Genomic DNA, 19,552 nt, shown 5'->3' with positions numbered 1-19,552 from the left:
TGATCAACCGCCCGGCCACACACGGAAATCCTGACAGTCCCGCTGCGCGACGCCCCCCATCGGCTCGAACAGGCGATAGAGCGCGCTGCGCGACAGCCCGGCCCCCCGCGCAACCATCGAGACGTCCAGCGACGGGTCGTTCAGCCGCGCTTCGATGAACACCTCCGCGCGCCGCCTCCGCAGATCGGCGATGACCGAGCCCGCGGCTTCGTCGTCGGGCGTGACCTGCCCGAGCACGCCGGCCAGCAACTCGGTCAGCGCGCGGGCGGTGCTCGCCGCACTGCCCGGCGGCGTCGCGCCGGCCCGCCGGGCGAGCGAGCCCATCAGATCGCCGAGCAACCCCGACACCGCCTCGGGCAGGATCTGCCCATGATAGCGGCTCGCCTCGGGCAGTGCTGCTTCGACGAGCTCCCGGCTCAGGCTCACGGTGACGGTGCGCGCCGATTCGAGCCGGGTGCGCTGGGGACGGGTCAGGTCGAACAGAATGATGTCGCCGGGGCTGAGGCGGCGCTCGGCGTCGAGGGCACCTCCATGGAAGGTGCCGCGGCGCAGGTATTGGAGCGTGAAGTGATCGAAACCGTCGCGTCGCACGCGAGGCAGGTCGCGTCGATGCTCGACGCCGCTCAAGGCACGCTCGAACACGTTCATCCGGTCGAACCGATACGCCTGCACCCGTGCGTGAAACGGTGTGCCGGTTGCGGAAACATCGCTGCCGCTCGCGTAAAGCGCGTGATAGCCCTCGAAGCCGTCGGTTTCCGACGAGAAAATGAAAGATTGATGTGACACGCGATGAACGACAGGGAAACTTAATCGACGTGAATTGCCCTTTTATCGGAGGCATTCGAGGCCTTAGCAAGTGCAGCGTTTTGCTGAAACTTCGCAGGCGCGTTTTCTCGAGGGCTGTCATGGCATCATCGTCGCTCTGTCATTTTGTAGACGGTCGACCGATCGAAACCACTTGATCCGATTGCCTCACTGCGTCCATCCTGTCCGCATGGCCCGGCGCCGGTGTCGCGATGCGGCCAAGCTTGCCCTGTAATCAGTTGGCTCGCCGGGGGAAGCCGTCTCCGGTCACGGAGTTCGACGCATCGCGTGACCGGCGCGAAGCCTTGCTTTGGCGATCCGAGGACCCACCTTCCCCCGATGCGCGACGCCGACGCCCCGAGACCAACGCCGACGGCTCTTGCCGACGGATCGGAAGCCGAGGACGTCCCGTTCGGAGCCCTTCAACCCTGCGTTGGCATCCGCGATTGGTTGCTCGGCGAAGGCGCCCGCCTGCCCAAGGCCGACGATCTGCTCGCCGGGCTTGCCGAGCGTCTCAACGCTATCGGCGTTCCCATCGATCGCGCCTCCACCGCCATCGACACGCTTCATTCCGAGTATTCGGGCGTCGGCCGCGTCTGGACGCGCGGTGCCGGCTCGACGGTTCGGCTATTCCCTCACGGCGAGGCCTCCACGAAGGCCTATCAGGTGAGCCCGTTCTACGCCGTCCACGAGTCCGGCGAGTGGCTGAGTCTCGATCTCGCTGAGACCGCCGACGACGCCTACGCGATTATCCCCGAACTGAAGGCCGCCGGGTACACGCACTACCTGATCGCCCCGCTGATCTTCACCAACGGCACCAAGAACGGCATCACCTTCGCCACGCGTGCCGAGGGCGGTTTTCGCGATGACGACATCGCGATCCTGCGCTTCGTCATGCCCGCGCTCGCCGCGGTGATGGAGATGCGACTCCTCAACAAGCAGCTCGACACGGTGCTGCGCATCTATGTCGGCGACGAGCCGCACCGGGCGATCCTGTCAGGCGACATCCGGCGCGGCCAGGTGCGTCGCATCCGCTCGGCGATCCTGTTCGCGGATATGCGCGATTACACCCGCCTGTCCGCCGGCCGGACGCCGGAGGGCGCGGTCGATCTTCTGAATGCCTTCTTCGATTGCCTCGTCCCACCGATCGAGCGGGAGGGCGGCGAGGTGCTGAAATATCTCGGCGACGGACTTCTCGCGATCTTCCGCGAGTCCGGCGATGACCTCGGCGGCGCGGCCAAGAGCGCGCTCACCGCCGCGGAAGCGGCGCTCGCCGCGCTCACCGAGGCGAACACGGTCGGACGCTTCGGCGAGGGCGAGCCGGCGGTCGATGCCGGTATCGCCCTGCATCACGGCGAGGCGGCCTACGGCAATGTCGGCTCCGGCACCCGGCTCGATTTCACCGTGATCGGCCGGGACGTAAACCTCGCGAGCCGCCTCGCGCGGCTCAACCGCACGCTTCAGGAGCCGCTCCTGATGTCGAAGCCGTTCGTCGACTTCCTCTGGGGCGATCCGGAGCCGCTCGGTAGCCATGCCCTCGATGGGTTCGAGGAGCCGATGACCGTCTATCGACCGGGACGGCGACCGGCCGCGAAGGCCGCCGCGGCGGAGTAAATCTTGCAAAAAGGTGCCTGCGGACACCGCATCATGCCTCGGGCGCCGTGTGTTCCGCAGGCCGAATCGCTCGATCCCGCGTCGTGAGGGATTGACCGCGCGGCCGGCTGGGCCCACATCCGGGATGTTCCAGGGAGATCCCCGCCAAGGGGCTGAGAAACCGCTATCGCCGTTGCCGGCAGCGCGGAAATCCTTCGAACCTGATCCGGCTCATACCGGCGTAGGGATTGGACCTGAGGGTCGCTCGCTCGAGCGGACCCTGCTTCTTCGGGAAGCACCTGGTGCCGGTTCCTGCGGGCAGATCCGCGGAAGGCCCGTTTTTCGATGTCCGACTTGCTGACTTCGCCGATCGGCCAACGCCGTAGCCTCGAGATGCGCCCGCGCGCGGCCGAGCTGCCGGGGCGCGCCGACGTCGCCGTCGTGGGCGCGGGGCTGATCGGCCTGTCGATCGCGTGGCGGCTGGCACAGGCCGGCCGCTCGGTGACCGTGGTCGAGCGCGGGAGCGTCGGCAGCGGCGCGAGCCTCGCCGCCACCGGCATGCTCGCGCCCGCCGCCGAGCACGAGCCCGGCTCAGACCTGCTGCTGCCCCTGGCGCTCGAATCCCTGCGCCGCTGGCCGGCGTTTCGCGACGCGCTTCAGGCGGCTTCGGGCCGGGAGATCGACTACCGCGCCGACGGCACCCTGGTGATCGCCATAGGCCGCGACGAGGTGGAGCGCCTGCGCTTCCGCCACGACTTGCAGCGGCGCTCGGGCGTCGCCGCCGAGTGGCTGTCCGGTCCGGAGGTGCGCATCCGCGAGCCGCTGCTGCGCCCCAATGTCACCGCCGGAATCCTCTGTCCGCTCGACGCGCAGGTCGATCCCCGCCTCGTGATGAAGGCGCTGCTCGGCGCCTGCGAGGCGGCGGGCGTCACCATCATCGAGGGCGTCGCGGTGGAGGGGCTGGAGCGCCAGGGCGGCCGCGTCACCGGCCTTCGCGCCGCCGGCCGCGTGCTGACTGCCGAGACGGTGATTCTGGCCGCGGGGGCCTGGAGTGGCGAGGCGGGTCTGCTGCCCGACGACCTCGCCCTGCCTGTCCGCCCCCTCAAGGGCCAGTCGCTGGCGCTGCGCACCACGAAGCGCACCGGCACCCTGTCCCGCATGGTCTGGACCGACGCGGTGCATATGGCGCCCAAGGGCGACGGCCACCTCATTGTCGGCGCGACGGTGGAGGATTGCGGCTTCAACAGCGGGGTCACCGCGGGTGGGCTGTTCGCCCTGCTGGAGGGCGCGCGCCGCGTCCTCCCCGGCATCGAGGAGATGGAGATCGACGCGGTCTGGAGCGGCTTTCGCCCGACCTCGGACGACGACGCGCCGATCATCGAGGAGGCCGCGCCCGGGCTCGTCGTTGCCACGGGCCATCACCGCAACGGCTACTTGCTCGCTCCCGCGACCGCCGACGCCGTCGCCGCGCTCGTCGGCGAGGGCGCTCTGCCGGACTTCGCCCGCGGCTTCGGGCGGGCGCGCTTCTCAGCATCGCGTGAAGGCCGGGGGAGGGCCGTGGCATGAGACTGACCGTCAACGGAGAGCCCTGCGAGCGCGAGCAGACGGATCTCGCCGCCCTGTTCGCTTCGGAGGCCGAGGAACGGGGTATCGAGAGCCCCGAGGGCATCGCCATTGCCGTCAACGGAAGGGTCGTGCGCAAGGCCGCCTGGGCCGGAACGGCACTCAACGAGGGCGACCGCATCGAGATCGTCCGCGCCATGCAGGGAGGCTGAGCGCATGAACCATCACGACACCACCCTCGCGCAGACGGGTGCCGCCGGCGACGACGCCCTGGAGATCGCCGGCATCCGGCTCTCTTCGCGGCTGTTCATCGGCACGGCCGGCTATCCGAGCCAGGAGATCATGGCGCAGTCGGTGCGCGCCTCGGGCGCCGAGGTCGTCACCGCCTCGATCCGCCGGGTCTCGCTCCAGGGCCACGGCTCGGACACCTTCCAGAAGCTGAAGGGCGCCCGCTTCCTGCCCAACACCGCCGGCTGCGAGACCGCCCGCGACGCGATCATGACCGCCGAACTCGCCCGCGAGGCGCTCGGCACCGACTGGATCAAGGTCGAGGTGATCGGCGACCGCGAGACGCTCTACCCGGACGTCACCGAGCTGCTCGAAGCGTGCCGCCACCTCGTCGATGACGGCTTCACCGTTCTGCCCTACTGCAACGACGATCCCGTCATCTGCGAGCGGCTGGCCGATCTCGGCTGTGCGGCGGTGATGCCGATGGGCTCGCTGATCGGCTCCGGGATGGGCATCGCCAACCCGGCCAATATCGAGCTGATCTGCCGCCGGGCGAAGGTGCCGGTGATCGTCGATGCCGGCATCGGCACGGCCTCGGACGCGGTGATCGCGATGGAGCTCGGGGCGGCCGCCTGCCTCATCAACACCGCGGTGGCAAAGGCCGACGACCCGGTGCGGATGGCGGACGCCATGCGCCGCGCCGTCGAGGCAGGCCGGCTCGCGCATCTGGCCGGACGCATCCCCCGGCGCGGCCGGGCTGAGCCCTCGAGTCCGCAGCTCGGCCTCGTCGGATCCTGAGGCGGGGTGGCGCTTCCGCCCCTGCTCCTCGTCACCGACCGCCACGGTGCCGACCGGCCGCTCCCTGACACCGTCCGCGCGGCGGTCGCGGGCGGTGCGCGCTTCGTCTGGCTGCGCGACCGCGATCTTGATTGGGAGGCACGCAGAAATCTCACCCGCGACCTGGTCGCGATCCTGGCGCCGGTCGGCGGACGTCTGGTCGTCGGTGGGGATGTGGAACTGGCGGCGGAGATCGGCGCCCAGGGCGTGCATCTGCCGGGCTCCGCCGGGAGCGACGGCATCCGCGCGGCGCGGATGATGCTCGGCGCGGCTGCGCTGATCGGGATCTCGGCCCATACGGTGGCCGAGATCGCGGCGGCCGAGATGGCAGGTGCCGATTACGCCACGCTCAGCCCGATTTTTCCGACTGCGAGCAAGCCCGGCTACGGCCCCGCGCTGGGCGTCGCGGCCCTGCGCGCCGCCGCGCACGGCCTGCCGGTCTTCGCGCTCGGCGGGATCGATGCCGACAATGCCCGCGCCTGCCGGGAAGCCGGGGCAACGGGCGTCGCAATCATGGGCGGCGTGATGCGCGGGTCGGATCCTCAGGGAGCGACCGCCCGCATTCTGGCAGGACTGACTTGAGGACGGCCTCGTCCCGGCGCCGATCCTGGCCGGATACCGGCCTTGCACCGATCACCCCTGGCGCTGTGGCGCGAGGCGTATAGAAGCGCTGACAGATTCCTCTCTCAGCCAGGCGCCCCTCGGGGCTGCGAGCCGACCCGCATGATCAACTCTCCCCTCATGACCGTCATGGTCGATGCCGTGCGCAAGGCCGCCCGCGGCCTCAAGCGCGATTTCGGCGAGATCGAGAATCTTCAGGTCTCCCGCAAGGGCCCCGGCAACTTCGTCTCCGCCGCCGACAAGAAGGCGGAGGAGGTGCTGCGCGACGCGCTGATGAAGGCGCGGCCCGGCTACGGCCTCATCATGGAGGAGAGCGGTAACATCGAGGGCAGCGACAAGAGCCACACCTGGCACGTCGATCCCCTCGACGGCACCACCAACTTCCTGCACGGCATCCCGCATTTCGCGATCTCGGTCGGCCTGGAGCGCGACGGCCAGATCGTCGCCGGCGTGATCTACGACCCGGCCAAGGACGAGCTGTTCATCGCGGAGCGCGGCAAGGGCGCCTTCCTCAACAACCGCCGCCTGCGCGTCTCCGGTCGCCAGGACTTCGCCGACGCGCTGGTTGCCTACGGCACGCCCTATCTCGGCCGCGGCAGCCACGGCCGGCTGCTCAAGGAGGTTGCGGCGGTGATGGCGGTCTCCGGCGGCACCCGCCGCCTCGGCTCGGCGGCGCTCGACCTCGCCTATGTCGCCTGCGGCCGGACCGACCTGTACTGGGAGCGCGACCTGCAGACCTGGGACATCGCGGCGGGCATCATCCTCGTGCGCGAGGCCGGCGGCTTCGTCACCAGCGCCGATGGCGGGGCCGAGCCGCTCGCCGCCCGCTCGGTGGCCTGCGGCAACGAGGTGCTGCATCGCGAGCTGATCGGCCTGCTGCGCAAGGCTGCCGCCTGAGGCGGCGGGCGCTCTGGCCCGCCACCATCCGTTCTGATCTAACCCGACGCATCGTCAGCAACCGAGCGCCCCGCATGGAAGCCCGCCGCCACTCCGCCCTGAAGGAATCGGTCCGCTCGATTCCCGATTATCCGAAGCCGGGCATCATCTTCCGCGATATCACCACCCTGCTCAGCGATCCGCGATCGTTCCGCCGCGCGGTCGACTCGCTGGTGCATCCCTATGCGGGCGGGCGGATCGATCAGGTCGCGGGCATCGAGGCGCGGGGCTTCATCCTCGGCGGCGCGGTGGCGCACCAGCTCTCCTCGGGCTTCGTGCCGATCCGCAAGAAGGGCAAGCTGCCGCACAAGACCGTCTCCACCGCCTACGCGCTCGAATACGGCACCGACGAGATCGAGATCCACGTCGATGCGATCAAGCCGGGTGATCGGGTGATCCTGGTCGATGACCTCATCGCCACCGGCGGCACCGCGACGGCGGCGGTGAACCTGCTGCGCCAGCTCGGCGCCGAGGTGATCGCGGCCTGCTTCGTCATCGACCTGCCGGAGATCGGCGGCGCCCAGCGCCTGCGCGACCTCGGCGTCACGGTCCGGACGCTGATGGAGTTCGAGGGGCACTGAGGCCCCTCTGGATCGGACTCTCGCGGTTCGGCGGAGCCCGATCCGGTCGCCCGCGCGGCTAGACCGCTTCGGCTCCGCCGCGCGATGCCGCGACGGTCGAAAGGAAACCCTCAGGCCGCGAGGCTGTCGAACAGGCCCTTGCCGTCGGTGCCGCCGACGAGGCCATCCACGAAGTTTTCCGGGTGAGGCATCATGCCGAGCACGTTGCGTTGCTCGGAATAGATCCCGGCGATGGAGTTGAGCGAGCCGTTTCGGTTCGCGTCCTCCGTCAGCACGCCGCTGGCGTCGCAATAGCGGAACGCGACGCGGCCCTCGCCCTCGAGCCGCTGGATCGTCTCGGAATCGGCGAAGTAGTTGCCCTCGCCATGGGCGACGCAGACATCGATCACCTGCCCCTCGGTATAGGCGGAGGTGAAGCGCGTGTCGGTGCGCTCGACACGCAGGAACTGCCGATGGCAGATGAAGCGCCGGTTGACGTTGCGCATTAGGACGCCCGGCAGGAGGCCCGATTCGCACAGGATCTGGAAGCCGTTGCAGATGCCGAGCACGAGGCCGCCGCGGGCCGCGTGTGCACGCACCGCGTCCATGGCCGCCGCGCGGCCGGCAATGGCACCGCAGCGCAGGTAGTCACCGTAGGAGAAGCCGCCCGGCACGACCGCGAGGTCGGTGCCCGCGGGCAATTCCTTGTCGGCGTGCCACACGCTGACGACCTCCGCGCCGGAGCGGCGGAGCGCGCGGGCCACGTCGCCGTCGCGATTCGAGCCCGGGAAGACGACGACGGCGGCGCGCATCAGGCGATCTCGACGGTGTAGTTCTCGACGACGGTGTTCGCGAGCAACTTCTCGCAGGCGGCCTTCAGAGTTGCCTCGGCCTGTTCGCGGTTCTCGGAAGCGACCTCCAAGTCGAAGACCTTGCCCTGGCGAACGCCGGAGACCTCATCGATCCCGAACGACTTCAGGGCCGCCTCGATCGCCTTGCCCTGCGGGTCGAGAACGCCGGTCTTCAAAGTGACGACGATGCGGGCTTTCATGACAGGCACTCGTTTGGATGATGGGCGGCCCGCGCAGCGTGAGGGCGGTGAGGCCGGGAACGGAGGAGCCGGTGCTCGACCGCGCGCGAGAAAACGAGATTAAGCTTTGCGAACCGGAGGCCGCTGACAAGCTGCTCACGGCAAAGCGAAATTCTATCGCGATTTCGTGACTGCGTCACCGCGGCAATCCTCTCACCGGTGTTTGGCCGGTCCGATCGGCTCGGCCTCGGTCGCGCGGCGCCACAGCTGGACCATGATCCAGGCAGCGACGAGGCTGAAGAGGCCCATGAGGATGTGACCGACGCGGTCGCCCAGGTCGAGCAGTCCGGCCAGTGCCCAGCCGGCGGCGATGGCAGCGGCGAACACTTCCGTGCCGACCAGCACCATCAGACCGAGTATAGTGATGAGGTTCCGCATTCCCGCGTAAGCCCGTTCAATCCATTGACCGGCGAACTAGCCCGAGGCCGGTGTCCGGCGCAACCGTTCCGGCCGAGGGTTCCCCGCGCGTTCCAGAAATGGCCGAGACGACGCGGCCGGAAAAAGAAACGGCCGGCGGTGGTCCGCCGGCCGTCCGATGCTCGATCCTGCCGCCGTTTCCGTCAGCGCGGCGCGCGCTTGGCGAGGATGCGCTGAAGGGTCCGTCGGTGCATGTTGAGGCGCCGGGCCGTCTCCGAGACGTTGCGCCCGCACAGCTCGTAGACGCGCTGGATATGCTCCCACCGGACCCGGTCGGCCGACATCGGATTTTCCGGTGGATCGGCGCGCTCGCCCGGCTGCGCCATCAGCGTACCGTGGATCTCGTCGGCATCGGCAGGCTTGGCCAGATAGTCGAAGGCGCCGAGCTTCACCGCGGTGACGGCGGTCGCGATGTTGCCGTAGCCGGTGAGGATCACGCCGCGAGCTTCGGGACGGCGTTCCTTGAGACGTGCGATCACGTCGAGCCCGTTGCCATCGCCCAACCGCATGTCGATCACGGCGAAGGCGGGCGCCTTGTTCTCGACGGCAGCGACGCCCTCGCTGACACTCTCGGCCACGTGGACTTCATAGCCGCGCGATTCCATCGCCCGGGCGAGGCGGGTCGAGAACGGCTTGTCATCGTCAACGATCAGCAGACTGCGATCACTGAAGGCGGAAAGTGGATCGGATTCGGAAAGAAAAGCGGTGTCCGAGCCTGGCACCGTCGTCCCGCTCTGCGTCAGCATGCGGCGCTCCTCGTCGGTTCGTGTCATCTATGTGCATTATATGGGTGCGGCATCGCGTTCCGTTAGAGGTCGCAGAGAATTGTGCGCAACGCGATGGGGCGCAATCGCCTCCCTCTCGAAAACGTGACGAGCCCAGGTCACTCGCACCAGGGCGCCGTGCTGCCCCGCTTCGGTGATGTTCGACAGCAGAAGCTGCGCGCCGGAGCGCTCGATCAGCGTCTTAGCGATGAAAAGCCCCAGCCCGAGGCCGCCGCCCGCCTCGTCGGGCTTGCGTGAGCGACCGCGGCTTCGCGTGGTGACGTAGGGTTCGCCGGCCCGCAGCAGCACCTCGCTGGGAAAGCCCGGCCCGTCGTCGCGGATCGTCAGCGTCACCCGCTCGGCCGACCAGCGCGCCTCGATCAGGACGCGCGATTCGGCGAAGTCCACGGCGTTGTCGAGGATGTTGGCCAGCCCGAACATGACGCCGGCATTGCGCCGGCAGACCGGCTCCGCGCCCTCGCCCTGCTTCGAGACGTCGACCGCGATGCCGAGCGCGCGCTGGGGAGCCACCAGTTCCTCGACGAGGTGGCCGAAGGTGACGGTCTGGAGGAAGCTCTCGCCCTCCTCGGTCTCCTCGCCCATGGAGGTGAGCTTCGACAGGATGCCGCGGCAACGGTCGACCTGATCGCGCAAAAGGCTCAGATCCTCGGCGATCGCCGGCGAGGCGGTGGGGCCGAGCTGCCGGTCGAGTTCCTTGGCCACGACCATGATGGTGCCGAGGGGCGTTCCGAGTTCGTGGGCGGCCGCCGCGGCGAGACCGTCGAGCTGCGACAGGTGCTGCTCGCGGGCAAGCACCAGCTCGGTCGCCGCGAGCGCCCGGGCGAGCTGGCGCGTCTCCTCAGCCACCCGCCACGCGTAGACGCCGGTGAAGGCGGTGCCGAGCAGGATCGCGGTCCACACGCCTGAAACGTAGAGGAAGGGCAGCTCGATCCGCCCGTCGGCGAACCAGGGCAGGGGGCGGTGGACGAGGGCGAGCAGGGTGGCGAGGCCCACTGCCAGAAGGCCCAAGGCCAGTGTCCGCTCCGGAGGCAAGGCCGTCGCCGAGATCAGGACGGGAGCGAGGAACAGGAGCGAGAACGGGTTCTGCAGGCCGCCGGTGAGGAACAGCAGGCCCGCGAGCTGCACGATGTCGAAGGCGAGCAGGAGCGCCGCGGAATCGTCGCTCAGGCGATAGCTCGCGGGGAAACGGATCCGCAGCGCCAGGTTCAGCCAGCACGAGGCGGCGATGACGAGGAAGCACCAGCCGAAGGGCAGATTGAGGCCGAGGCCGAACTGGGCTCCCACGACTGCCGCGCTCTGCCCGGTCAGCGCGAGCCAGCGCAGGCGCACGAAGGTGTCGAGCCGCAAGTGGCGGCCCGCTGGCGTGAAGGTTTCGTGGGCCGCTTCCATCATCCTGCGGCTACGATAGGGCTGCCGCGGAGCGCGTCCACCGTCCTGTCCATGGATGCATCAGCTTCGACGCGCGATTTTGACGGATTTCTCCGCAAGCAACATACGATAAGATCGGTGCGTTGACGGTCGACCTGCCGGCCGAGTCGAGGAGTGCCGAGATGGATCTGGCCTATGTCTGGTACGAGACGGCGCGCGCGATGCTGACGCCGGCCCGCCTCGCGGCGGACGCGGCCCGGCACAGTCTCGGCAATCCGGGCAACCCCTTCGCCTACGGCCCCTATGCCCGCTCGACCGCCGCCGCGCTCGAGATGTTCGAGCGCGTGACGCGCCGCTACGGCAAGCCGGCCTTCGGCCTGCCGACGACCGTGATCGACGGCCAGGCCGTTCCGGTCTCGGAGCGCGTGGTGTGGCAGCGGCCCTTCGGACGCGTGATCGCCTTCGACCGGGCGCTGCCGGTGGGGCTTTCGGAGCCGCAGCCGAAGCTCCTGATCGTGGCGCCGATGTCGGGGCATTACGCGACGCTCCTGCGCGGCACCGTGGAGGCGATGCTGCCCAATCACCGGGTCTTCATCACGGACTGGTCGGACGCGCGGATGGTGCCGCTGCTGGACGGTCGCTTCGATCTCGACACGTATATCGACTATCTGCAGGCGATGTTCCGCGACCTCGGGCCGGACCTGCACGTCATGGCGGTCTGCCAGCCCGCCGTCCCGGTCTTCGCCGCGGTCGCGCTGATGGAAGCGGCGGACTCGGCCGAGGTGCCGGTCTCCATGACCCTGATGGGGGGACCGATCGACACACGCCGCTCGCCGACCGCCGTGAACTGTCTCGCGCAGGAGCGCGGCATGAGCTGGTTCGAGAAGAACTGCATCACGGTCGTGCCGCCGCTCTATCCGGGAGCGATGCGCCGGGTCTATCCGGGCTTCCTGCAGCTCTCGGGCTTCATGGCGATGAACCTCGATCGCCACGTCACCGCCCATACCGACATGTTCCACCATCTCGTCACCGGCGACGGCGACTCGGCGGAAAAGCACCGTGACTTCTACGACGAGTATCTCGCGGTAATGGACCTGACGGCGGAGTTTTACCTTCAGACCGTGCAGACGGTGTTCGTCGATCACGCCCTGCCGCGCGGGCTCATGCGCCATGCCGGTCGGCCGGTGGATCTCTCGGCCATTCGGCGCTGCGCCATCCTCGCCGTCGAGGGCGAGAACGACGACATTTCCGGCGTCGGCCAGACCAAGGCCGCGCTCGATCTCACGCCGAACCTGCCTGGTGCCCGTAAGGCCTATCACCTGCAGGAGAAGGTGGGGCATTACGGCGTGTTCAACGGCTCCCGTTTCCGCTCCGTCATCGCTCCGCGCATCGCCCGCTTCGTGCGGGAGATGGAGGGAAGCGCCTGATCGCGGGGCGAGGGCGCTTCCGGCGGGTGAATTTCCGGTGAGAGAGGGATTGCTGGGATGGCTGAGCCGGCCGCCTGCGGCTAGGTTCACCGCTATGACGCGCGCCCTGTTGCGACGGCCGGATCCGGATCACATCGAGATCACCCATGAGGGCCAGATCTTCCGCGTCACCATCCTGCGGCGGCCGGCCGCGCGCCGACTGACCCTGCGGGTCTCCAGCGCGACAGGCGCCGTGGTTCTGACGCTGCCGACCCGCTCGTCGGTCGCCACGGCGCAGAAATTCGCTCAGAGCCATGGCGGCTGGATCGCCACCCGCCTCGCCAAGCTGCCGGAGCGGGTGCCGTTCGCGGCGGGCTCGGTCATCCCCCTGCGCGGAGTGCCGCACCGGATCGTGCCGCGCGAGGGCCGCGGCACGGCGGAGGCGGATTTCGCGAGCGCGATCCTCGCTGTTCCGGGTGATCCGGCCCACATGCCGCGCCGCGTCCGCGAGTTCCTGATGCGGGAGGCGCGGCGCGACCTGTCGCAATCGGTGGCGGTTTACGCGGCCCGGCTCGGTCAGCGGCCGGCGCGGGTAACACTGCGCGACACGCGCAGCCGCTGGGGCTCCTGCACGGCCCGCGGCGAGCTGAACTTCTCCTGGCGGCTCATCCTCGCGCCACCGGTGGTGCTCGACTATCTCGTCGCCCACGAGATGGCTCACCTGCGGGAGATGAACCATTCGCCGCGCTTCTGGGCGCTCGCCAACGAACTCTGCCCCCATGTCGAGGAAGCGGAGCGCTGGCTGAAGCGGCACGGCTCGGAGCTGCACCGTTTCGGCTGAGAGCGTCGGCCCAGTCTTCGTCTTGTCGTTTGTCTCAGTACTTCGTCACCACCGCCCGGCTGCGCGCGGCGGCGGGCTCCGCCGGCCAGGTCGGGCGCGGATCGACGTGGCCCGGCCACATCGTGCGGGGCGCGACATTCTCACAGACCTCGCGCTGGCGGAGGTAGGTCGGGCGGCCCGACGCGTCGCGACGCAGCACAGTGCCCCCGTCACGGCAGAAGCCGGCAATGGACGCCGCATCGCCGCGAAGGCGTCCGCGCGGGTTCCGCTCCACCGGCGGGTGCTCGATGGTGAGCGGCGCCTGATGGTTGAGGGAGCGCTCGTTATAGGTCGTCGTGGCTTCGGGCGGCAGGTAATCCGACTCCTCGAAGGGGAGGGAGAGGGCTGAGGCCCCCCCGGCGCCGAGCGCGATGACGAGTGTCGCAAGGGCGAGGGAGGAGGCGAGGCGGCGCATGGCGGGTTCCTCGTGATGGAGAGCTTGGCCTTACTTTAGGGCAGTGCGGCGGCCAGGGGTAGCCGCTTTGCCCCATTCCCGACACACGCTCGCCGCGTTTGCTTGACACCGGGGCACCTGCATGGTCCCAACGCCCGAGCCCGCGCGGCGCCTCCGAACGCCAGGACTGCGTGAGTGCGAAGGGCACTCGCCCGGAACCGGACGCCGCCTCAAGAAGCGATCGATCGGAGTTCGTATGAGTCTGTTTGCGGGCGTGGTTCGCGCGGTTCGGCCGGTCAGCTGCCGCCGTCTTGCGCTGGCGGCCGCGGCCGCGATCCTGGCCGGATGCGGTGCCGCGCAGGCCCAGGGGACCGTGCGGAAGACGTTCGATGACTGGCAGCTGCGCTGCGAGACGCCGGCCGGTGCCAAGGCCGAGCAATGCGCCCTGGTGCAGTACGTGGCGGCGGAGGACCGGCCGAACCTCAACCTCGTCGTCATCGTGCTGAAGACCGCTGACAACCGCGGCTACCTTCTGCGGGTCGTGGCTCCGCTCGGTGTGCTCCTTCCCTCCGGTCTCGGCCTCAAGATCGATCAGAACGATATCGGCCGCGCCAGCTTCGTGCGCTGCCTGACGACCGGCTGCGTCGCGGAGGTGGTGATGGATGAGGGCCTGATCAAATCGCTCCGCAATGGATCGCAGTCGACCTTCATCGTCTTCCAGACGCCGGAGGAGGGCGTCGGCATCCCGGTCTCGATGAAGGGCTTCGGCTCCGGCTTCGACTCGCTCAAGTAGGGCCGCTGGGGGCGGCGCCTTCGACGGATCGCCAGGGAAGGGCAGGGAACGGTCAGACGATGCGCAGAGCCTCGATCATTTTCGCCGGATTGCTGCTGGCCGCTCCGAATCTGGCGCGTGCCGAGCCCGGCAGCTTCTTCAAGAACATGTTCGGCGGAGGCGGCGGCGGAGGCGAGGGTGGCCCGTCCTCCATCACCGCGCCCCGCGCTCAGGATCCGGACGACGTCTATTGCCCGCCGGTCTTCGTGCCGGATGGAGGCGCGGCCGTTCAGGCTTTCGCGGGAGCCGCCGGCGACAACCGGCGCCTTCGGTACCAGATCGGGTTCGGCCGGCTCAGCCGCGAGTGCAAGGCGCGGCCGGATGGGTCGGTGGCGGTGCGCGTCGGTGTCGAGCTGCGTGCCCTGCTCGGACCGGCCGGCGCTGCCGGGCGCTTCGAGGCACCGGTGACGATCGCCGTGAAGTACAACGAGCAGCCCATCATGGCGCGCACCCACCGCGTCGCCGTGACCGTTCCGGCCGGCGCCGCCCAGGGCGAAGCGACGGTGATCGAGAACGATCTCTTCGTGCCCGCCGACAAGGCGCTAGGCTACGACATCGAGGTGACCCTCGCCGGCGCGGCGGCTCGGACCAAGCCCGTCGCGCGCCGCCGCAAGCCCACGCCCACCGCCGAGGCGGAGCAGGGCGAGGCGACGGCCGGCCAATAATCGCATCGCAATGATCGCGTCGCGCGCGCCGCACGGCTCGGAACACGCCGGAGGACGGCATCGCCTATTCTGATGCCCCGCGAGGCACAGGGTGGAATGTCTGGTGGGGCCGGGAGACGCCGTTCTCGCTTGCGCCCTCCGACGACCCGCTCTTCGACCGCCGCCTCGTCCTGCCTGACGCGTTCCGGACTCCACGGAAGGGGCGGTGGCTCGTTCTGACCTACACGCTGCCGGCGCGTGCCCGGCCGCTGCGACCGCTGCTGCGCCTTCTGCGCGCCGAGGGCGGCCACGACAGCTTCGTGCTGCCTGGGCTCGCACTCGGCAGCGCCCATTGGCTCGGCTACCTGCCTGGCGATTGCGAGGGCATCGAGATTGCCGCCGAGCCCGGCTTCGTTCTGGAGCGGGTCGGGCTGCGTCGGAGCGGAAGCATCGTCGCGGAAGCGTTGCTCAAGCGGCCGGTGCGCGTCGCGGCGGCCCTGCGGGCCGGGCTCGCCCGCGACGAACGGCGCTGGCGCGACAGCCTGCGCGGGGCCTGTGCCGTGACGCCGCTCGGCCGCTATCGGGGCTGGAAGGCGGCGCGCCCGTTCGGGCCGGCGTCGACCGAGCCCGCGTCCGGCGCCTCGATCCGCCTCGTCCTCCCCTCCGACTTCGCGCGGGCCGATGCCGTGGCGCGCAGCGTGGCCAGTCTGCGCGCCCAGACCCATCGGAACTGGTCCCTGCTCGTCGCCTGGACGGATGACGGCCCCCCGACACAAACGGCGGGGATCGATCCGCGCGTTGCAACGGCCCGCTGGAATCCGTCCTCCCCGATCCAGAGCCTGTACGGAGGGGCTGACCTCTTCGGCATGCTGCGCCCCGGCGATGTCCTGGCTCCGGACGCTCTGAGACTGCTCGCGAAGGGCTTCGAATCCGAGGCGGCCGAGTTGGTCTACGCGGATGAGGAGATCGGAGGCCGGGCGATAAGGCCGCGCCTCAAGCCGGATTGGAGCCCCGATCTCGCCCTCGCCACCGGCTATGTCGGCGCGCCTGCCCTCGTCGCGAGCTCCTTCCTCACGGCGTTGCCGGTCGAGCCGGCGGGCTCCCCGGAGGACGCGGGTCTCGGCCTCGACCTCGCGACCGGCGCAGCAACCCGCGTCGTTCACATCCCGCGGATCCTGTGTCGCCGCGAGCCGCTCGCCGATCCTGTCTCCGCCCGCGCGTCGCGGCTCGACCGGCATCTGCGCTCACGGAATTCGCCGGTCCGCGCGGTACTGCGCCAAGGTCGTCTCGATCTCAGCTGGCCGCGTCCGGAGCCCGCACCGCTGGTCAGCGTGATCATTCCCTCGCGCGACCGGCTCGACCTCATCACAAGGGTCACCGAGGGGATCCTCGAAAAGACCGACTATCCCGCCCTCGAACTGATCATCGTGGACAACGGCTCGACGGAGCCGGCGGTGCTCGCGCTCTACGACCGGCTGCGCGCCGATCGCCGGGTGCGGATCGAGCTCTATCCGCATCCCTTCAATTTCTCCGCGATGGTCAATGCCGGCGCGCGGTCGGCCGGCGGGGAGATCCTGGTCCTGCTCAACAACGACGTGGCGGTGCTGCGGCCGGATTGGCTCGACGCCCTCGTGGCCCAGGCGGCCCGGCCCGAAGTCGGCGCCGTCGGCGCGAAGCTCCTCTACGAGGATGGACGGCTCCAGCACGCCGGTGTGGTGGTCGGCCTCGGCGGTGAGGCCGGCCACGTCCTGCGGCGGCGTCCCGCCGACACGCCCGGCCATCTCGATCGCCTGCACGTGGCGCACGAGCGATCGGGTGTCACGGCCGCCTGTCTCGCCGTGGCGCAGGAGAAGTATCGCGCGGTCGGCGGGTTCGACGAAGAGACCTTCCCGATCGACTTCAACGACATCGATTTCTGCCTGCGCCTCGGCGCACGGGGATGGAAGACGGTGTGGACGCCCCACGCCGTACTCTCCCACCTCGAATCCGTGAGCCGCGGCCGACCGGTCGGCGCCGCCCGCGCGCGCTTCGAGCGAGAGGCCGCCGCCTTCACCGAGCGCTGGCGCGAGGTGATCCGGCACGATCCGTTCTATCATCCGGCCCTTTCGCTCACGACCTTCGGCGAGGAGCTGGAATGAGCGCGGACGGGGCGCCCGAGGCACGCCGCGAGGCATCGCCCACGGCCTTGCCGGACGCGCTGCGCTTCGCGTCCGAGCCCGTGCCGGGACGCTCCGCGCTCGTCCTCCGGGCCCTGCGCCATCCGAGACGGCTCCTGCCGATACTGCTCGCTCGCCTCTCAGGCCGGCGCCTGCGAGCGGCTCAGCGCTTCATCGCCCTGGTCGGCGCCTACCAACGCCTGCACTGGCCCGCCGATCGTGTACCATCCGCCGAGGCGCCGGCCGCCCTTGCCGCCGCGGGAATCGACTACGTCGCGGTCGACGAAGCGGGCGGAATCGCCATCGCGCAGGAGGGAGAACCGATCGTTCTTCTCTCGGCCGAAGGTCAGCGGATCGCCGCCGGCGCCTCCGCCGCCATCGCCGCAGCCTTCGCCGATCCGGATCTCCACGCCCTGTACGGCGACGCCCTCTACGGCCCGGGGCCGGGCGATGCCTGGCTCCCGCTGCTGCGCCCGGCCTTCGATCGCGATTACCTTCGATCGGTCGATTATCTCGGGCCGGTAATTGCCCTTCGCCGCGCCAGCGTGGCCGGTTCCGCCCCCACGGCCGGCGCCGCCGCTCTCGACCTCGCCCTCGACCTTGCGGACCGGTTCGGCTCAGGCGCCGTGCGCCACCTGCCGCGCATCCTCTCGTTCGGACGGTTCGATGGCGATGAGAGCGTGGAGCGACGACAGGCGCGCCGCTGCGCCCGTCTGAAGACCGTCGAGCGCGATCTCGACCGCGCGGGGGCGGCGGGGACGCGCATCGTCCTCGCGGAGGGGGGCATGATCCGCCGCGACAGCCCCCTGCCCGAGCCGCACCCCCTGGTCAGTCTGATCGTCCCGACCCGCGACCGGCTAGACCTGCTCCGGCCCTGCATCGAGAGCCTGCGCCACCGTACGACGTGGCCGGCCAAGGAGATCCTGATCTGCGACAACGGCAGCTGCGATCCCGCGACGCTCGCCTATTTCCGCACCCTCGAGGCGGAGGGCGCGGCGCGGATCGTCGCCTGTCCCGGTCCCTTCGACTTCGCCGGCATCAACAACCGGGTCGCCGCGCAGGCGCGCGGGCGCCTCCTGGCTTTCATCAACAACGACGTCGAGGCGGAAGCGCCGGACTGGCTGGAGCGCATGGCGCGCGAGGCGTTGCGTCCCGAGATCGGTGCGGTCGGCGCCCGGTTGATCGATGGCGAGGGCCGCATCCAGCACGGCGGCATCGTGCTCGGCACCGGCGGTCTCGCGACCCACGGCCACCGCCACTTCGCCGGGGAGGCGGCGGGCTACCTCGGCGCCCTGTACGCCACCCGAAGCGTCTCGGCCGTGACCGCCGCCTGCCTCGTCATCGAGGCCGACAAGTTTACCCGCGTCGGCGGTTTCGATGCGTCGGCCTTCGCGATCGATTTCAACGACGTCGATCTCTGTCTGAGGCTGAACGCGATCGGCCTGCGCACGCTCTACGTCGGTGGCGCCGTGCTTCACCACCGGGAATCGGCGAGCCGGCGGCCCTCGCCGGAAGCCGCCGCGCGCCATCACCGCGAGGTCGAGGCGTTCAAAAAGCGATGGGGGCCGCTGCTCGCGCAGGACCCCCACTATCATCCGGGTTTCGATCCGGACCTCTCGACTCATCTGCGCCTGCGCCGCGGCTGGACCGGACTAGGGCCGGCCGAGCCGCGCTGAGGCGCGGATCTTACTGCACGAGGCGCGGACCGCCGGTCTGGACCTTCTCGTTCTCGGACATGATGCCGAGGCGCTTGGCGACTTCCGTGTAGGCCTCGATCAGACCGCCCAGATCCTTGCGGAAGCGGTCCTTGTCGAGCTTGTCCGAGGACTTGATATCCCACAGCCGGCACGAATCCGGGGAGATCTCGTCGGCGACGACGATGCGCATCAGGTCGCCTTCCCACAGGCGGCCGGTCTCCATCTTGAAATCGACGAGACGGATGCCGACGCCGAGGAAAAGGCCGGACAGGAAGTCGTTGACGCGGATGGCAAGCGCCATGATGTCGTCGATCTCCTGGGGCGTCGCCCAGCCGAACGCGGTAATGTGCTCCTCCGACACCATCGGGTCGTTGAGCTGATCGTTCTTGTAGTAGAACTCGATGATCGAGCGCGGCAGCTGGGTGCCTTCCTCCAGCCCGAGCCGCTGGGCGAGCGAGCCCGCCGCCACGTTGCGCACGACCACCTCGAGGGGAATGATCTCGACCTCACGGATCAACTGCTCACGCATGTTGAGCCGGCGGATGAAGTGGGTCGGCACGCCGATGTCGTTGAGGTGCTGGAAAACGAACTCGGAGATCCGGTTGTTCAGCACGCCCTTGCCGTCGATCACCTCGTGCTTCTTTGCATTGAAGGCGGTCGCGTCGTCCTTGAAATGCTGGATGAGCGTGCCGGGCTCCGGTCCCTCGTAGAGGACCTTCGCCTTGCCCTCGTAGATGCGAC

21 protein-coding genes and 1 riboswitch (1 of these 22 running past the window's edge) are annotated in these 19,552 nt (G+C 69.5%); of the genes, 13 read left to right on the top strand and 8 right to left on the bottom strand.

The window, feature by feature from the left end:
- Positions 1 to 3 precede the first annotated feature (3 nt).
- Entirely contained in the window at positions 4 to 786 is a 783-nt protein-coding gene (locus MPPM_RS03025; protein WP_280176345.1) for an AraC-like ligand-binding domain-containing protein, read from the bottom strand.
- A gap of 357 nt (positions 787 to 1,143) precedes the next feature.
- Between MPPM_RS03025 and MPPM_RS03020 the strand changes: the two genes are divergently transcribed.
- From MPPM_RS03020 to MPPM_RS02990, 7 genes are all read left to right on the top strand, one after another.
- Complete coding sequence (locus MPPM_RS03020; protein ID WP_096483789.1) at positions 1,144 to 2,418, top strand: adenylate/guanylate cyclase domain-containing protein; 1,275 nt, start codon at positions 1,144 to 1,146, stop codon at positions 2,416 to 2,418.
- Positions 2,419 to 2,540: 122 nt separating this feature from the next.
- Positions 2,541 to 2,663: riboswitch (TPP riboswitch) on the top strand.
- Between the two features lie 79 nt (positions 2,664 to 2,742).
- Complete coding sequence (gene thiO / locus MPPM_RS03015; RefSeq protein ID WP_096483788.1) at positions 2,743 to 3,963, top strand: glycine oxidase ThiO; 1,221 nt, start codon at positions 2,743 to 2,745, stop codon at positions 3,961 to 3,963.
- A complete protein-coding gene (thiS, locus tag MPPM_RS03010) occupies positions 3,960 to 4,172 on the top strand; it encodes a sulfur carrier protein ThiS (protein ID WP_096483787.1) in 213 nt (70 codons plus the stop codon). The genes thiO and thiS overlap by 4 nt, the downstream gene beginning before the upstream one ends.
- A 4-nt stretch (positions 4,173 to 4,176) precedes the next feature.
- Positions 4,177 to 4,986 carry a thiazole synthase gene (locus MPPM_RS03005; protein WP_096483786.1) on the top strand — a complete coding sequence of 270 codons (810 nt, stop codon included), beginning with the start codon at positions 4,177 to 4,179 and terminating at the stop codon, positions 4,984 to 4,986.
- A gap of 6 nt (positions 4,987 to 4,992) precedes the next feature.
- The gene (locus MPPM_RS03000) at positions 4,993 to 5,607 is read left to right on the top strand and encodes a thiamine phosphate synthase (protein ID WP_096483785.1); all 615 of its coding nucleotides are present in this window, start codon (positions 4,993 to 4,995) and stop codon (positions 5,605 to 5,607) included.
- A 141-nt stretch (positions 5,608 to 5,748) separates the two neighbouring features.
- The gene (locus MPPM_RS02995) at positions 5,749 to 6,543 is read left to right on the top strand and encodes an inositol monophosphatase family protein (protein ID WP_017487318.1); all 795 of its coding nucleotides are present in this window, start codon (positions 5,749 to 5,751) and stop codon (positions 6,541 to 6,543) included.
- Positions 6,544 to 6,617: 74 nt separating this feature from the next.
- Positions 6,618 to 7,163, top strand: a complete 546-nt coding sequence (locus MPPM_RS02990) for an adenine phosphoribosyltransferase (protein WP_096483784.1) — start codon at positions 6,618 to 6,620, stop codon at positions 7,161 to 7,163.
- A 110-nt stretch (positions 7,164 to 7,273) separates the two neighbouring features.
- Here the strand turns inward: MPPM_RS02990 and purQ are convergent, their stop codons facing one another.
- The 5 genes from purQ to MPPM_RS02965 all read right to left on the bottom strand — a co-directional run bounded on the left by purQ (position 7,274) and on the right by MPPM_RS02965 (position 10,826).
- Positions 7,274 to 7,954: a phosphoribosylformylglycinamidine synthase subunit PurQ gene (purQ, locus tag MPPM_RS02985; protein WP_096483783.1), complete on the bottom strand. Its 681-nt coding sequence runs from the start codon at positions 7,952 to 7,954 to the stop codon at positions 7,274 to 7,276.
- Entirely contained in the window at positions 7,954 to 8,193 is a 240-nt protein-coding gene (purS, locus tag MPPM_RS02980) for a phosphoribosylformylglycinamidine synthase subunit PurS (RefSeq protein WP_012252363.1), read from the bottom strand. The genes purQ and purS overlap by 1 nt, the downstream gene beginning before the upstream one ends.
- A 192-nt stretch (positions 8,194 to 8,385) precedes the next feature.
- Entirely contained in the window at positions 8,386 to 8,610 is a 225-nt protein-coding gene (locus tag MPPM_RS02975) for a hypothetical protein (protein WP_096483782.1), read from the bottom strand.
- Between the two features lie 182 nt (positions 8,611 to 8,792).
- On the bottom strand, positions 8,793 to 9,395 hold the full coding sequence (locus tag MPPM_RS02970) for an ActR/PrrA/RegA family redox response regulator transcription factor (RefSeq protein ID WP_096483781.1): 603 nt from the start codon (positions 9,393 to 9,395) through the stop codon (positions 8,793 to 8,795).
- Positions 9,396 to 9,431: 36 nt separating this feature from the next.
- Complete coding sequence (locus MPPM_RS02965) at positions 9,432 to 10,826, bottom strand: ActS/PrrB/RegB family redox-sensitive histidine kinase (RefSeq protein ID WP_096483780.1); 1,395 nt, start codon at positions 10,824 to 10,826, stop codon at positions 9,432 to 9,434.
- Between the two features lie 158 nt (positions 10,827 to 10,984).
- On the opposite strand from MPPM_RS02965, the gene MPPM_RS02960 reads away from it, so the two are divergent.
- Both MPPM_RS02960 and MPPM_RS02955 read left to right on the top strand, forming a co-directional pair.
- Entirely contained in the window at positions 10,985 to 12,229 is a 1,245-nt protein-coding gene (locus MPPM_RS02960; RefSeq protein WP_096487689.1) for a polyhydroxyalkanoate depolymerase, read from the top strand.
- 94 nt (positions 12,230 to 12,323) lie between these two features.
- Positions 12,324 to 13,049, top strand: a complete 726-nt coding sequence (locus tag MPPM_RS02955) for a M48 family metallopeptidase (RefSeq protein ID WP_096483779.1) — start codon at positions 12,324 to 12,326, stop codon at positions 13,047 to 13,049.
- Positions 13,050 to 13,083: 34 nt separating this feature from the next.
- On the opposite strand, the gene MPPM_RS02950 is transcribed toward MPPM_RS02955, so the two are convergent.
- On the bottom strand, positions 13,084 to 13,503 hold the full coding sequence (locus tag MPPM_RS02950) for a hypothetical protein (RefSeq protein ID WP_096483778.1): 420 nt from the start codon (positions 13,501 to 13,503) through the stop codon (positions 13,084 to 13,086).
- Between the two features lie 235 nt (positions 13,504 to 13,738).
- On the opposite strand from MPPM_RS02950, the gene MPPM_RS02945 reads away from it, so the two are divergent.
- The 4 genes from MPPM_RS02945 to MPPM_RS02930 are packed head-to-tail and all read left to right on the top strand — an operon-like array spanning position 13,739 to position 18,790.
- Positions 13,739 to 14,275 carry an invasion associated locus B family protein gene (locus tag MPPM_RS02945; protein ID WP_096483777.1) on the top strand — a complete coding sequence of 179 codons (537 nt, stop codon included), beginning with the start codon at positions 13,739 to 13,741 and terminating at the stop codon, positions 14,273 to 14,275.
- A gap of 59 nt (positions 14,276 to 14,334) precedes the next feature.
- A complete protein-coding gene (locus MPPM_RS02940; RefSeq protein ID WP_096483776.1) occupies positions 14,335 to 14,979 on the top strand; it encodes a hypothetical protein in 645 nt (214 codons plus the stop codon).
- 59 nt (positions 14,980 to 15,038) lie between these two features.
- Positions 15,039 to 17,096: a glycosyltransferase family 2 protein gene (locus MPPM_RS02935; protein ID WP_096483775.1), complete on the top strand. Its 2,058-nt coding sequence runs from the start codon at positions 15,039 to 15,041 to the stop codon at positions 17,094 to 17,096.
- Positions 17,093 to 18,790: a glycosyltransferase family 2 protein gene (locus MPPM_RS02930; protein WP_096483774.1), complete on the top strand. Its 1,698-nt coding sequence runs from the start codon at positions 17,093 to 17,095 to the stop codon at positions 18,788 to 18,790. The genes MPPM_RS02935 and MPPM_RS02930 overlap by 4 nt, the downstream gene beginning before the upstream one ends.
- 10 nt (positions 18,791 to 18,800) lie before the next feature.
- Here the strand turns inward: MPPM_RS02930 and purC are convergent, their stop codons facing one another.
- Positions 18,801 to 19,552, bottom strand: partial view of a phosphoribosylaminoimidazolesuccinocarboxamide synthase gene (purC, locus tag MPPM_RS02925; protein ID WP_017487305.1) — the 3' portion only. Its footprint extends 43 nt past the window's final position; the window shows 752 of its 795 coding nt (coding positions 44–795); its start codon lies beyond the right edge, outside the window; the stop codon is at positions 18,801 to 18,803.

This window comes from Methylorubrum populi, assembly GCF_002355515.1.
Taxonomy (GTDB): Bacteria; Pseudomonadota; Alphaproteobacteria; order Rhizobiales; family Beijerinckiaceae; genus Methylobacterium; species Methylobacterium populi_A.
This window is presented reverse-complemented; position numbering and strand designations above follow the sequence as displayed.

Coding starts and splice junctions, on each gene's coding strand:
- MPPM_RS03020 (WP_096483789.1), top strand. CDS start 1,144: ATGCGCGACGCCGACGCCCCGAGACCAACGCCGACGGCTCTTGCCGAC.
- thiO (WP_096483788.1), top strand. CDS start 2,743: ATGTCCGACTTGCTGACTTCGCCGATCGGCCAACGCCGTAGCCTCGAG.
- thiS (WP_096483787.1), top strand. CDS start 3,960: ATGAGACTGACCGTCAACGGAGAGCCCTGCGAGCGCGAGCAGACGGAT.
- MPPM_RS03005 (WP_096483786.1), top strand. CDS start 4,177: ATGAACCATCACGACACCACCCTCGCGCAGACGGGTGCCGCCGGCGAC.
- MPPM_RS02995 (WP_017487318.1), top strand. CDS start 5,749: ATGATCAACTCTCCCCTCATGACCGTCATGGTCGATGCCGTGCGCAAG.
- MPPM_RS02990 (WP_096483784.1), top strand. CDS start 6,618: ATGGAAGCCCGCCGCCACTCCGCCCTGAAGGAATCGGTCCGCTCGATT.
- purQ (WP_096483783.1), bottom strand. CDS start 7,954: ATGCGCGCCGCCGTCGTCGTCTTCCCGGGCTCGAATCGCGACGGCGAC.
- purS (WP_012252363.1), bottom strand. CDS start 8,193: ATGAAAGCCCGCATCGTCGTCACTTTGAAGACCGGCGTTCTCGACCCG.
- MPPM_RS02975 (WP_096483782.1), bottom strand. CDS start 8,610: ATGCGGAACCTCATCACTATACTCGGTCTGATGGTGCTGGTCGGCACG.
- MPPM_RS02970 (WP_096483781.1), bottom strand. CDS start 9,395: ATGCTGACGCAGAGCGGGACGACGGTGCCAGGCTCGGACACCGCTTTT.
- MPPM_RS02965 (WP_096483780.1), bottom strand. CDS start 10,826: ATGATGGAAGCGGCCCACGAAACCTTCACGCCAGCGGGCCGCCACTTG.
- MPPM_RS02960 (WP_096487689.1), top strand. CDS start 10,985: ATGGATCTGGCCTATGTCTGGTACGAGACGGCGCGCGCGATGCTGACG.
- MPPM_RS02955 (WP_096483779.1), top strand. CDS start 12,324: ATGACGCGCGCCCTGTTGCGACGGCCGGATCCGGATCACATCGAGATC.
- MPPM_RS02950 (WP_096483778.1), bottom strand. CDS start 13,503: ATGCGCCGCCTCGCCTCCTCCCTCGCCCTTGCGACACTCGTCATCGCG.
- MPPM_RS02945 (WP_096483777.1), top strand. CDS start 13,739: ATGAGTCTGTTTGCGGGCGTGGTTCGCGCGGTTCGGCCGGTCAGCTGC.
- MPPM_RS02940 (WP_096483776.1), top strand. CDS start 14,335: ATGCGCAGAGCCTCGATCATTTTCGCCGGATTGCTGCTGGCCGCTCCG.
- MPPM_RS02930 (WP_096483774.1), top strand. CDS start 17,093: ATGAGCGCGGACGGGGCGCCCGAGGCACGCCGCGAGGCATCGCCCACG.